This is a genomic window from Heyndrickxia sp. FSL W8-0496, assembly GCF_038007825.1.
Lineage (GTDB): Bacteria > Bacillota > Bacilli > Bacillales > Bacillaceae_C > Heyndrickxia > Heyndrickxia oleronia.
In genome coordinates this window covers 4,176,594-4,189,280 of sequence record NZ_JBBOXX010000001.1, presented here as the reverse complement: position 1 = coordinate 4,189,280, position 12,687 = coordinate 4,176,594, and the positions used below count along the sequence as shown (strand labels likewise).

General features: G+C 33.1%; 15 protein-coding genes and 1 other annotated feature. Of the genes, 14 read left to right on the top strand and 1 reads right to left on the bottom strand.

Going from position 1 to position 12,687, the window contains the following annotated elements:
- Nucleotides 1-54: 54 nt before the first annotated feature.
- From NST63_RS21240 to NST63_RS21215, 6 genes are all read left to right on the top strand, one after another.
- A complete protein-coding gene (locus NST63_RS21240; RefSeq protein ID WP_216386378.1) occupies nt 55-405 on the top strand; it encodes an ArsR/SmtB family transcription factor in 351 nt (116 codons plus the stop codon).
- A gap of 26 nt (nt 406-431) precedes the next feature.
- Nucleotides 432-1,430 (top strand): NADP-dependent oxidoreductase, encoded by a 999-nt coding sequence (locus NST63_RS21235; RefSeq protein WP_341043676.1) that lies wholly within the window; start codon nt 432-434, stop codon nt 1,428-1,430.
- A gap of 211 nt (nt 1,431-1,641) precedes the next feature.
- Nucleotides 1,642-2,088, top strand: a complete 447-nt coding sequence (locus NST63_RS21230) for a GNAT family N-acetyltransferase (RefSeq protein ID WP_341043675.1) — start codon at nt 1,642-1,644, stop codon at nt 2,086-2,088.
- Between the two features lie 234 nt (nt 2,089-2,322).
- Nucleotides 2,323-2,889: a GNAT family N-acetyltransferase gene (locus NST63_RS21225; RefSeq protein WP_212944205.1), complete on the top strand. Its 567-nt coding sequence runs from the start codon at nt 2,323-2,325 to the stop codon at nt 2,887-2,889.
- 69 nt (nt 2,890-2,958) lie between these two features.
- On the top strand, nt 2,959-3,498 hold the full coding sequence (locus NST63_RS21220) for a GNAT family N-acetyltransferase (protein ID WP_341043674.1): 540 nt from the start codon (nt 2,959-2,961) through the stop codon (nt 3,496-3,498).
- 367 nt (nt 3,499-3,865) lie between these two features.
- On the top strand, nt 3,866-4,600 hold the full coding sequence (locus tag NST63_RS21215) for an SDR family NAD(P)-dependent oxidoreductase (protein ID WP_341043673.1): 735 nt from the start codon (nt 3,866-3,868) through the stop codon (nt 4,598-4,600).
- A gap of 186 nt (nt 4,601-4,786) precedes the next feature.
- Here NST63_RS21215 and NST63_RS21210 read toward each other — a convergent pair whose 3' ends face one another.
- On the bottom strand, nt 4,787-5,131 hold the full coding sequence (locus NST63_RS21210; RefSeq protein ID WP_212944209.1) for a DUF3889 domain-containing protein: 345 nt from the start codon (nt 5,129-5,131) through the stop codon (nt 4,787-4,789).
- Nucleotides 5,132-5,380: 249 nt separating this feature from the next.
- On the opposite strand from NST63_RS21210, the gene NST63_RS21205 reads away from it, so the two are divergent.
- From NST63_RS21205 to trpS, 8 genes are all read left to right on the top strand, one after another.
- Nucleotides 5,381-5,998 (top strand): histidine phosphatase family protein, encoded by a 618-nt coding sequence (locus NST63_RS21205; protein WP_341044232.1) that lies wholly within the window; start codon nt 5,381-5,383, stop codon nt 5,996-5,998.
- A gap of 398 nt (nt 5,999-6,396) precedes the next feature.
- Entirely contained in the window at nt 6,397-7,296 is a 900-nt protein-coding gene (locus NST63_RS21200) for a PhzF family phenazine biosynthesis isomerase (RefSeq protein WP_212944212.1), read from the top strand.
- 218 nt (nt 7,297-7,514) lie between these two features.
- On the top strand, nt 7,515-8,000 hold the full coding sequence (locus NST63_RS21195; RefSeq protein WP_242598195.1) for a GNAT family N-acetyltransferase: 486 nt from the start codon (nt 7,515-7,517) through the stop codon (nt 7,998-8,000).
- A gap of 255 nt (nt 8,001-8,255) precedes the next feature.
- Nucleotides 8,256-8,825, top strand: a complete 570-nt coding sequence (locus tag NST63_RS21190) for a dihydrofolate reductase family protein (protein WP_341043671.1) — start codon at nt 8,256-8,258, stop codon at nt 8,823-8,825.
- A 270-nt stretch (nt 8,826-9,095) separates the two neighbouring features.
- The gene (locus NST63_RS21185) at nt 9,096-9,602 is read left to right on the top strand and encodes a GNAT family N-acetyltransferase (RefSeq protein WP_341043670.1); all 507 of its coding nucleotides are present in this window, start codon (nt 9,096-9,098) and stop codon (nt 9,600-9,602) included.
- A gap of 358 nt (nt 9,603-9,960) precedes the next feature.
- Entirely contained in the window at nt 9,961-10,512 is a 552-nt protein-coding gene (locus NST63_RS21180) for a C39 family peptidase (protein WP_341043669.1), read from the top strand.
- A 271-nt stretch (nt 10,513-10,783) separates the two neighbouring features.
- The gene (locus NST63_RS21175; RefSeq protein ID WP_212944217.1) at nt 10,784-10,969 is read left to right on the top strand and encodes a hypothetical protein; all 186 of its coding nucleotides are present in this window, start codon (nt 10,784-10,786) and stop codon (nt 10,967-10,969) included.
- Nucleotides 10,970-11,122: 153 nt separating this feature from the next.
- Nucleotides 11,123-11,380 (top strand) — a binding site (T-box leader).
- Between the two features lie 53 nt (nt 11,381-11,433).
- A complete protein-coding gene (gene trpS, locus NST63_RS21170) occupies nt 11,434-12,441 on the top strand; it encodes a tryptophan--tRNA ligase (RefSeq protein WP_341043668.1) in 1,008 nt (335 codons plus the stop codon).
- The last annotated feature ends 246 nt before the right edge of the window (nt 12,442-12,687 follow it).

Here is a 12,687-nt window from a genome sequence, read left to right as displayed (position 1 = left end):
TATATGGTTTATCAACTTAAACCAATAAACTAATTATTGGAGGTATTATACTGAATGAATAAACAGGACCAACTAAATATGATCAAAGAGGATTTTATTAATTGTCAAAAAGTATTGTTGGCAATTGGTGACGAAACACGTCAGTCGATCCTGTTAGTTCTAATGGGGACGGATTGTCAAACAGGATTACGTGTGGGTGAAATCACTGAACAAACACATCTTTCTCGACCTGCTGTATCCCATCATCTTAAGGTTTTACGAGATGCAGGTATTGTTTTTATGCGTAAAGAAGGGACAAAAAACTTTTATTATATAAATGTACGTACAGAATTAAGTTTATTAAGAACACTTGTGTTGGATATTGATAAGTTCATGCAAAACTTTTATGGAAATGATGGAATTTAAACACATATGATTTGGAGGTATAGGCTATGAGAGCAATGGTTATCGATAGGTATGGGAAATTTCCAATGAGATTGGCAGAAATGCCCACACCTGAAATGGGTGAATATGAGGTACTCGCAGAAATTCATGCAGCTAGTATTAATCCGATTGATTTTAAGCTGCGCGATGGGAAAGTAAAATTGCTAGTTAAATATAAAATGCCTCTTATCTTAGGGAATGACTTTTCTGGTGTCGTTGCAAAGGTTGGTGCCAAAGTGACTCGTTTTAAGGTCGGTGACGAAATATATGGACGTCCACGTAAGAGTAAGATCGGTACTTTTGCTGATTATATCGCTATTCATGAAGATGACATCGCCTTAAAACCTACAAATTTGAGCTTTGAAGAAGCAGCATCGATTCCATTGGTTGGACTAACCTCCTATCAAGCCCTAACAGACATTTTACAATTACAAAAAGGACAAAAAATTTTAATTCAAGCTGGGGCTGGTGGGGTTGGTACCTTTGCTATTCAACTGGCTAAATTAATGGGAGCCACTGTTGCAACGACTGCCAGTGAAGCAGGGGCTAATATAGTAAAATCTCTTGGTGCAGATGAAATTATAAATTATAAGACGGAAAAATTTGAAGAAATACTGAAAAATTATGATGCCGTATTTGATACACTTGGGGGCGAGATACTCGAAAAGTCATTTGAAGTGATAAAAAGCGGAGGAAAAGTTGTTTCCGTATCGGGATTACCGAATGCTCGTTTCGGTAAAGAATATGGTTCCGGATTTTTTAAAACAATGTTGTTTTCAATAGCAAGTCATAAACTGACTGCGCTTGAAAAAAAGTATAATGTTCAATATACGTTTTTGTTTATGAAACCAAGTGGAGAACAATTACGTATAATCGCAAACTTTATTGAGACTGGTAAAATCAAACCTATCATTGATAGAGTTTTCCCTTTTGATGATGCTCAAAAAGCGATCGAATATGCGGAGTCAGGAAGGGCGAAAGGGAAAATAATATTAAAAATCAAATAGTTATGAAACGAAGCAAAAAAATGTGCTGAATTATGCTCATAAAAAAAGCCTCTTTTTTTATGCTCCTACACAAAAGAGTGTGAAGATTCTTACTTTTATAGGCATTCCTTTAATAAGGGATGCTCTTTCTTTATTATAAGGAATGGGGCGGTTTTGTTTAAGATAGATTGAATAAATAAATTTAAGGAATATATATAAAGGGGGATTTTACTTGAAATTTGAGTACTTTATTCTCAATTCAATACCTGATGTTGATGTTTTAAATGGAATTTTAGAATTACATAAAGATATATTCGGTACTACTGACGACTTGATTAACAAAATGGCAAGTAAACCTCAATTATTAGTAATTACTGCAATAGATGGCAAAAAAGTTATTGGCTATAAAATTGGATATGCAATTGATAAGAATAAATTTTATAGTTGGTTAGGTGGAGTGGATCCTAATTATAGAAAACATGGGATAGCTTCCATGTTAATGGAAAAGCAGCATCAATATTTAAAGGAAAATGGCTATAAGGTTGTTCAAACAAAAACAATGAATAAATGGCGTAATATGTTAATTCTAAACATTAAAAATGGTTTTGATGTAATAGATACTTATACGGATAAAAAAGGTTTACATAAAATCATACTTGAAAAAAATTTACTCAACTAAAAGTGGCTAGAGCTGAATAACAAGAGTTAATCAGCTTTTCTTTTTGTGCTAAAGGGTTGGGGTAGTAAGTATATAGTTTAATACAGCTCATTGAATTGTTATAATTAAATTAATATTTAGAAAGGTGTGATACGAATGAAAAAGTTTCAATTCAGCAAGGTGATTGAAAAGTAAAGGTAGTCTATTCTTCTTTTCAATCCAAAGAATCTACTAATATATGAAAAGAGGATGTTTATGTATTTTGATAAAGAATTATTACTTCGCCCGATTGAGGAAAGAGATTTATTAAGACTATGGGAGCTAATCTATAAAGAGGATGCACCGGAGTGGAAAAAATGGGACGCTCCATATTTTCCTCATAAGTCTATGCCATATGAACAATTTATTAAAACTGGTACAACTTGGGTTGGTAAAGATAATTTTTGGGTTATTTGTGTTGATGATGTCGTTTGTGGTATTATCTCTTATTACTTTGAAGATGATCAAAACAGATGGTTGGAAATAGGTATTGTTTTACATGAAGCTCATAACTGGAGTAAGGGCTTAGGAACTCGTTCATTGAAGCTTTGGATTAATCATATTTTTAACACATTGCCTCTCGTAAGAGTTGGTTTAACTACTTGGTCTGGCAATGAACGTATGATTCGCGTAGGAGAAAAATTAGGTATGCAAATGGAAGCTCGTATTCGAAAAGTACGCTATTACGAAGGGAAGTACTATGATTCAATTCGTATGGGGATTTTAAGAGAAGAATGGGAAGCATTAAAATTTGAAGTAGAAAAACAAGAGTTGCAACTGTAACTCTTGTTTTTTAGATATTGTAAAAAATTTGATCTTCAACTAAAGATAAACTGATAAGGAGAAAACGAATTGAAAATTGAAAAAATCTATGAATATGAAATTGATAGTAAATTGAGAGCTAAGTTACAGGAGTTATTAATAGAGTGTTTTACAGAAGAATATCCAAAAGATAGGATTTACTTTAAACAGTTCCCCCATTTTAGGTTCATTGCAATTGATGATAATAATCAAATAGTCGGTCAAGTGGGTTTGGATTATAGAGTAATGAATTTAAACGGGAAACCTATAAGAGTTCTTGGCATCATAGACTTATGTGTATCGAAAATCAAGCGTTCACAGGGAATAGGTTCATTAATGCTCTCTAAAATAAATGATTTCTGTGAAGAGAAGTTAGTTGATTTTTTGCTCTTGTTTGCGGATAACCAAAAATTGTACTTAAATGCAGGATTCAAGTCCGTAAATAATGAATGTAAGTGGCTAAAAATAGACAATGAAAATCAGACAACTTATGGAATAGGAGAAGAAAAATTTAATGAGCTTATGATCAAAGAGGTAGGTAATATAAAATGGGAAAATGGCAAGTTAGATTTATTAGGATACCTTTATTAATCTAAAATGTTTTTCCCTTTATAAGTAAGGGATGCTTTCTTTCTTAAAATGGCAGGTTAGTAGTAGAAGCACCTTTAAACCATAACACCTCAATAACTAGACTACCTTTCTTATAATTTTGAGGTAGATTGATAACATGTTGAAGATTCAGTGAAGATCAACAGCTCTTTTTCTTCTTCATTTAATAGGGCTTTGATCCAGAAAGGAATGGAAGTTTTCACGTAGGAATTTCATTTACGATTCGCTTAAATTATAACGGAGTTGTAATATTTAGAATAATCCTGTTATGACAAATTAGTCTAATTAGAAGGTAATGCTTAACGTCTATACTATCGTTTGTTTATAAATTGCGTGAGGAGTTTTGTAAATGCTTAAAAATAGCAAAATTATAGTAACTGGTGCGGCTTCTGGAATCGGAAAAGAAATTGTTAAGCAATGTTTAAAAGAAGGTGCTGTAGTAATAGCATGTGATATTAATGAAGAATCTTTAAATGATTTAAAACGATCAATAGATGTCCGAAATGTTTTGCATACATATCAGTTAGATGTAAGTAGGTACGAAGAGGTTTCTGGATTCTTCCAGTATATAGAAACAGAACATCCAGAAATAAATGGATTGGTTAATAACGCAGGAATTTATTTAGCAAAAAATATAGTGGACTATCAAATTGATGAAATTGATAAAGTCTTAGATATAAATGTAAAGGGATTCGTTTATTTTTCGCAAATGTTCGGCAAGAAATTGCTTCAAACTGAGCGGCAAGGAGTGATAGTAAATATGTCTTCAGTCTCAGGTATTGAAGGTAGCTCAGATGCGATATATGGGTTATCAAAAGCTGCCATACTGGGTTTAACTAAGAGCTGTGCAATGAACTTCTCACCGTACATCAGAGTGAATGCGGTTGCTCCTACGATGGTTAATACTCCAATGATGGGCGTCATTCCTGATTGGAGGAAGGAGGAATATTTAAGTCACGAACTCATTCATACTCCTGTAATGCCTGAAGATGTTGCTGATACTGTCGTCTTCTTATTATCAGATAAGTCCAAGCATTATACAGGTGCAACATTTGATATTAATAATGGTGGATATCTAAGATAGCTCTAGTTTTTAACAACTCTGTTGCTGATTTTGAGAAAATTAAGCAACTATTTTAAACACCGTTCGAATTGACAAACGATGATCTGCATTATTGCAAAGAAATTAAACGATTTTACTATCATCACACATGATGCCCCTTTTCTAGAACTAAACTAAAGGGGCAGGTTCACTCAACAAGCATTAGCTTTATCCGCTTGTTGTTTCTCTGAATTTAACATCAATTATTTGTTCCGTATTACTATCAAATAAAATATCGACAAATACACCAAATTCTTTGTTGTCTTGCTTTAACCATAATTTGAATTTTTCTAAAGAGGTATTCCCTTTCTTGTCACTCCCAATATGAAGATAATCAATAATCTTTGCTTGAGGATATTTTTCTTTTGTCTTTTGTATAGCAATTTGGCCCCATTTAGCATAAGAGGGGATAGGTTTCTGTTGTGCATATGTTGAATTGATAAAATTGTTTAGAAAGAAATTATTAGAGCCAAAAACTACAGTTATAAATAAACAAATTAGCAGCTTTTTCAATAAACATCCTCCTTTGATCTTTTTTATCTTTGCTTTAATAAAAACAATTATGCGGAAAGAATGATCATTCCCAAACCTACGATGGTTAGAGCTGAATAATAAGAGTAAATCAACTTTTTTGGCTAGTTGAATAATTAAGAAATGTATTTAAAGTAACTGGCAGTTTAAGAGCGAATATAAGCAGATATTGAACCAAGAAAATTCCACTTGGTTTTATAATTTATTTAAGAGAATCATTAAATGGAGGATATGCTTTTGAAACAAACTATTTATTTACTTAGACATGGAGAAACAGAATTAAATGTTAAAGGCAGATATCAGGGAGAACTTGATTCGTCACTGACGTCCGATGGCATTGAACAAGTAAAAAATAATGCAAAATTGCTAAAAGTGCTTATAGACAACCCTAGAGAGTGGGAGTTTATTTCCAGTACATTAGGAAGAGCACAACAAAGCACTGATATTATATGTGAAGTTATAGGTTATGATAAAAGCAAAGTTATAATGGACCCTCGATTAAAAGAAGTATCTGTCGGTAAATGGGCTGGTTTAACCACAATAGAAATTGAAAAATCCTGGCCAGAACTTATGAAAAACACTAATAATTACAATTGGTATTTTAATTCCCCTAATGGAGAAAGCTATGATTCAGTTGTAGATAGAGTATCAGAATGGCTGCATTCTATACGGAATAAAGAAAAAGTGATCGTAATGTCACATGGACTTACTGGAAGAATAATCAGAGGTGTATATCAAGGTTTAACAAAAGATCAATCATTAGTATTAGAGGTATCTCAGAATACATTCTTTAGGCTGTCGGATAAGCAGATAGAAAGGTTTTGTTCAGATTATGATGAATTTTATTAATGAAACTTTGTTTAATACTGGTAAAAAGATTATATTTTGAATTGAATATTACTTTCTATGAAAAATCAATTTTTGCTAGATATTAAATGAACGACATTCTTAAAAAGTATTATTTGAAACGAAAGATTGTGAAATTGGACTTAACAATAGAAGGCGCTATTCTCACAAGACATGAATGTATGATCTACAACTATTGCGTGCCTTTCTTTAGTAAGAAGGCGTCTTTTGATTTGCCTATACGCAAAAATTATGAAGATTTTCACTTAAATTTAGGTGGCAAGAGTTGATGATTAAAGAGGTAGGCTAGTTTAAAAAAGAAAATGATTGTTTATGCTGAAATTTCTTTAATTGGTAAATAAGAATGATATATTCATATAATTATGGAGGGGGATCTGCTCGTGAAATCGGTTAAGGTTTATCATTATGATGCTTTTAGTATAGAACCCAATAAAGGGAATCCAGCAGGGGTTATTTTAAATGGAGATGACTTAACGGACCAGGAAATGCAGGAAGTTGCTCTAAAAGTAGGGTTCAATGAAACTGCTTTTCCAGTTAAATCTAATATCGCTGACCTTAGGATACGGTATTTTACACCAGGTCACGAAATGAACCTTTGTGGACACGCAACAATGGCAACTGTTTATGCTTTAAAAACGAATGGATTATTAGGGGATAAAACGGATTTTATAATCGAAACAAAAGCGGGTGTCTTACCAATAAAGATTGATTCAACTACTGATAATGAAACATATATAACTATGAAACAGGCTTCACCACAGTTTAAAGATTTTAAAGGTTCAAAGGAAGACTTAGCTAAATCAATAGGAATAAACAAAGAGGATATTGAAGATGCATTACCGATTTTATATGGAAGTACAGGTACTTGGACACTTTTAATTCCAATAAAAACACTTGATGCATTTAAGAAAATGAAACCAAATAACAAGTTATTTCCTTCTATATTAAAAGAAATGCCAAAAGCATCAATTCATCCGTTTTGTTTAGAAACCTATGATTCGGATGCCGACATGCACGCCCGACACTTTTCTTCACCTTTCTCAGGTACTATAGAGGATGCAGTTACGGGAACTGCTTCTGGGGTAATGGGTGCATATTTTGCAAAATATATAAAAAGAGATTTTGAAGAATCACTAAACCTTGTTGTAGAGCAGGGGCAGGAAATTGGTAAAAATGGTCGGGTAATGGTACGAGTTTCTAATAATGAAGATAATTATGTCATAGAGATAACTGGAAATGCAGTCTTTGTTAAAGAGTTCGATGTTTTAATAGAAAAATAGTAGTTTGTGAAGTAGCTTACTTAGATTATCGGGGGCCTTGGTAAAAGAAGAAATTGGTGCGGCGATCCCTTTTTCTTACAATGCTAAAAGGGCAGCTTAGTTTAACAAGAAAACATTCTGGAACTACTGTGCATTCTATTCGTAAAAAATATATTGGCTTGGTTTTAAGATTTTTTAAAAGGCTATTTTTGTATGCTCTCTACCTGGAGGATAAATAATTGATTAATCTTATTTCGGTGTCTAAAGAAAATAAACATATTTTGGAGAATATGTATCAGTTTTATAATTATGATTTTAGCGAATTTACACAGGAAGATATAAATAGGCAAGGATTATATAATGTGGATTTAGAGTATTTCTGGCAAGACCCACGATGGAATCCCTTCTTTATAAATTACGATGGGAAAATTATAGGTTTTCTAGTTGTTTTATTTGAAAACGATGATGTTGACCCTGACCCGACACATGTAATTTATGACTTTATGATTCTTAAGAAATATAGAAGGAATGGATTTGGAAAAGAGGCAGCAATAAAAGCATTTAATCTTTATAATGCAAATTGGAAAGTTGCTCAGATGGCTTTAAATGAACCAGCAATACAATTTTGGAGAAATATAATTAAAGACTACACGAATGATTCATATACCGAAATATATAGGCATGACTTAAAAAAGTACATCCAAACTTTTTGTTCCAAAAATTGATGAAGACCTAAAGGATTATTAATGAAATAAGGGTGAAAGAGTTTAAAATTAAAATCCAGCTGCCAATTTGGTGGCTTTTTCTTATTCGATTAAAGGGGCAGATTTGCGCAATATTGCTTTATTTTAAAAATTCAGATTTCTGCTTGTATCTTACATAACGTAATGGTTTATAATGGACGTAACAGCAGGATGAAACGCGGGTCAACGGCCAAAAAAATCGAACAAAATAAATGCGAAATCGGAGGAGAAACGGACATGAGAAAACTCGTATTGTTCATGCATGTATCACTGGACGGGTATGCTTCGGATTCGAACGGAGGACTCGATTGGATTCCGTACGATGAGGAATTAGAGAAATACGCCGAGGAGGTCGTTGCCGAAGTCGGAGCTCCCGTTTACGGACGGACGACGTATCGCATGATGGAGAGCTACTGGCCTACAGAGGTGGACAATCCGAATGCGTCGAGGCACGATATGGAGCATGCCAAATGGCTACAAGATGTTAAGAAGATCGTCATTTCCAGCACGATGGACAAGGTGGAATGGAACAATACGATGCTAATCAAGGACAATATTGCAGAGGAAATCAAGGTACTCAAAGAGCAGCCTGGCAAAAATCTCGTTATTTTCGGCAGCCCGGGAGCGGCGAAGACGCTGCTTAAGCTTGGCCTGATCGATGAATTCCTGCTTACAATTTGTCCAGTCGTCCTGGGAGGCGGAAAATCGGTTTTCGACGGCGACGGAGAGAAAATCAGGCTCAAGCTGCTTTCCAGCCGAACGCTCAAGTCGGGCATTATCGCGGCCCGTTATGAGTTGGAGAAATAGTCTAACATGGTGGTCCGCTAACGGAGAACGATAGTTTAATAAACCAATCATAACAAGGGCGGTTATAGTTTTGTATGAAAATCAACATTAAGAATTAACATAGCCTTTTAATAAAATAATGGTTGTGCAACTAACGGAGGCATTCCTTTAATAAGGAATGTTCTTTTCTTATTGAATAAGAGGAGCAGGTTAATGGAATAAGGACCAACTAAAGTATATAAGTTTAATTATGTAGATATCACATGGAGATAATCGTAGGAGGATTGAAGAATGGACAATCCAGTAATATGCACGGAAAGGTTAATTTTAAGACGAATGACTAAAGATGATACTAATAATTTGATGGAAATCTTTTCAGACCCAGTAGCAATGAGGTATTATCCTTCAACCAAAAACGAAAGTGAAACAATGGAATGGATTGAATGGACCCAGAAAAATTATGATAAATATGAGGTAGGTTTATGGATAGTAGAAGATAAAGTGACTGGAGAATTTCTTGGACAATGTGGAATTGTACCTCAGGAAGTAGATGGTGTAAAGGAGATGGAAATAGGTTATTTATTTGTACGGCGTGTCTGGGGGAATGGATATGCTACAGAGGCAGCTTTAGCGTGTAAGAATTACGGATTTGAACAATTAAAATTAAATAGGATGGTCTCATTGCCCGATGTAAACAATATTCCTTCAACTAAAGTTGCTGAACGGATTGGTATGCAGGTGATGAAAACTATAAATAAATGGGGAAAAGAAGTATATGTTTATTCTGTCGCTAATTAAAATCAATATCTAAAAAGAAGTAAGTGAAGAATTACACTATAATCGATAAGGTGCTTTCGTTGAAGAAGAATTAAACAACTTTATTATTCATTTTGAATGTAAACACCTTTATATCAATAGATATTTTATAATCACTAAACAGATTGTCATTTAAAATAAAGTTCGAAAATGATAAAAAAGGTTGATAATCTGTAATAAAATTTGATTAAAAGTCCTGTATCATATCCAGGTTTTTTTTGTTTCGCAATCCGACCACTTAATGGATAAAATACAATAAATAAATTGGATATTTATGCTAAAATTGAGTGGGGTTGTAATGAAATGTTCTTAAAGACGCAAAGCAAGGGGGAGAAGTAGTATGTTTATCGTTAGAACAGCTATTTTGTGGATGATTATATCAATTATCATTAATGCGTATTTAATGACATTACCCATACCTATTTTTCGAAAAAGAGATTATCCAACTAACTATCTAATTAAACGAAATAATAGAATAGATATACAAAACAATAGGGAGTGTGCAGCATTTTCAACGGCATATGTGTTGCGCCATTTTGGAATGGAGGCCGATGGTGATGAGTTATATACTAATTTCCCTAGTAAAATGAAGTCGGGCAATGTATATCCGAAGGGAATTCGTACAGTGTTAAGAGAAAAGGGGTTTAAAACAATCTATTATAAAGGAAATATTAATTCATTAAAGTACGAAGTTAGTAAAGGAATTCCTGTAATTGTTTTTATTAAAGTACATAAAGATCGTAATAATTTGCATTTTGTTCCTGTCGTAGGATATGACACGGAGTATATTTACCTTTCGGAATCATTAAGTCAACTGGTGAATTGTAATGATGATAGAAGAGCTATAATCGAAAAGTTCCCATTAATGAATTTGGGAAATTATGGGATGTGAAAAATGTTAATATGCTTTTTTATAGCAATACATATATTACCGTAGACGTCATACAGAGCTAATATTAATGAAAAAGTTTTATCTGGATACAAGGTGAAAAAATATCGAAAATTATTGGAATCTTATTAGTTTTTAATAATCTCAAACCGATAAGATTACATTATTGAACAAACGATGCAGTTTAGTTTATAATGAATTACTTAAAAAATACAAAATGTTACAATTTAAGGAATATATTTCAATTTGATCAATTTTGTTTAGGAGTGATAACGTGGCTAGAATATCAAAAGCATATTTTTGCCTAATCGCAGGTGTTCTTGCAGGAATTATAGTTGTGAGTATGCTTCGTAACGGAGAAATAAATTGGGCAGTAACTGGTACTATATTTAGCCTTTCTGTATTAGTGTTCTTTGCTATATTGCTTACTCGTTTGGAAATCCAAAAGAAGATACATTGAATAAACGATGGCGTTAGTAAAATAAGAAATAGCCCCTCTGAATTGAGAATGGCATTTTTTTAATCCGACTAAAGGGATTGAATAGTTGAATAAGAAATTGATTTGACTATTGAATCATATGTTTATATAATTTATACATTAAAATCATAACTACAATGTCCTATGATGAGGAGTAGTAATTAAATATAGCTTCAATACAGAGAGTTAGGGGAGTTGAGAACCTAGCAAGAAGAAATTTAATGAATGGACCTCGAAGGAACAAGGTGAAATCTATAAAGAGAGTATCTAAGTGGTGGGCTGCACCTTATAGCAGATAGAGTATGTTAGTACTTGATGATGAGTGGTGTAATTTTGTTTATTAATTAATTACACAATTTAGGTGGCAACACGGAAATGATCTCCGTCCTATTAATTTAGGGCGGAGTTTTTTATTTTTTTAAAATTAATATTAAGGAGAGAGAACATTGAAAAAAGAAATTTTGTTAACAGGAGATCGACCTACAGGTAAACTTCATATTGGGCATTATATAGGTTCCTTGAAAAATCGAGTTAAATTACAAGACCAATACAATAGTTTTATAATGATTGCAGATCAACAAGCATTAACTGATAATGCAAGAAACCCCGAAAAAATTAGAAACAGCCTTACTGAAGTAGCGTTAGATTACTTATCAGTAGGTATCAATCCCTCTAAAGTAAATATCTTTATTCAGTCACAAATTCCAGAACTTAATGAATTAGCAATGCATTACCTTAATATTGTTACAGTTTCTAGACTTAAAAGGAATCCTACTGTGAAAAATGAAATTAAGGAAAAGAATTTTGAAGAAAGTTTGCCTACTGGATTCCTTATCTACCCAGTTAGCCAAGCAGCAGATATTACAGCTTTTAAAGCAACCGTAGTTCCAGCTGGGGAGGATCAAATACCTATGATTGAACAAGCTAGAGAAATTGTTAGAAGCTTTAATTCTATTTACAAAAAAGAAGTACTACTCGAACCGAATGTATTACTTCCGGAAAAAGGTTTAGGGAGATTACCTGGGATTGATGGTAAAGCAAAAATGAGTAAATCATTAGGTAATGCAATATACCTTTCGGACTCCCCAGACATTATTAAAAATAAGGTTATGTCAATGTATACGGATCCACATCATATAAGGGTTGAAGATCCAGGAAATGTGGAAAATAATACTGTTTTTTCATACTTAGATGCATTTTGTTTAGATAAAGTACATTTAGAAGAAATGAAAGAACATTATAGAAGGGGAGGTTTAGGAGACGTAAAAGTGAAAAGATATTTGAATGACATACTTCAAGCAGAATTAGAACCAATTAGAAATAAAAGAAACTATTATGAACAACATTTAGATTTTGTATTTGAAGTATTGAAGAGAGGAAGTCAAAATGCACGTTCAGTAGCAGCAGAAACACTTTTAGAAGTAAGAGAAGCGATTGGAATTAATTATTTTTAAATAATGGATTATTTTTTATTGGTAGGGGAATTTGTAAATATAAAATCATAAAACTCCCGTAATTTCTTATTTCGAGGAATGACTTCATCGCTTGTTTTGCCCTTACGACAGTCACGTATCCGCACACCGAACAGCCATATATAAGGCGTGACGGAGAAAAGAAATCGTGAATTAAATATGAATTAGTATCTATCTAAAATTAAGCTGCTCGTTTGGGAGCTTTTTTTCAACTAATGCTGCAAGGAT

What these genes read in the sequence shown, in the direction of transcription:
- NST63_RS21225 (WP_212944205.1), top strand. Translation starts at nt 2,323, where the DNA reads ATGTATTTTGATAAAGAATTATTACTTCGCCCGATTGAGGAAAGAGAT.
- NST63_RS21205 (WP_341044232.1), top strand. Translation starts at nt 5,381, where the DNA reads ATGCTTTTGAAACAAACTATTTATTTACTTAGACATGGAGAAACAGAA.
- NST63_RS21190 (WP_341043671.1), top strand. Translation starts at nt 8,256, where the DNA reads ATGAGAAAACTCGTATTGTTCATGCATGTATCACTGGACGGGTATGCT.
- NST63_RS21240 (WP_216386378.1), top strand. Translation starts at nt 55, where the DNA reads ATGAATAAACAGGACCAACTAAATATGATCAAAGAGGATTTTATTAAT.
- NST63_RS21180 (WP_341043669.1), top strand. Translation starts at nt 9,961, where the DNA reads ATGTTTATCGTTAGAACAGCTATTTTGTGGATGATTATATCAATTATC.
- NST63_RS21215 (WP_341043673.1), top strand. Translation starts at nt 3,866, where the DNA reads ATGCTTAAAAATAGCAAAATTATAGTAACTGGTGCGGCTTCTGGAATC.
- NST63_RS21185 (WP_341043670.1), top strand. Translation starts at nt 9,096, where the DNA reads ATGGACAATCCAGTAATATGCACGGAAAGGTTAATTTTAAGACGAATG.
- NST63_RS21235 (WP_341043676.1), top strand. Translation starts at nt 432, where the DNA reads ATGAGAGCAATGGTTATCGATAGGTATGGGAAATTTCCAATGAGATTG.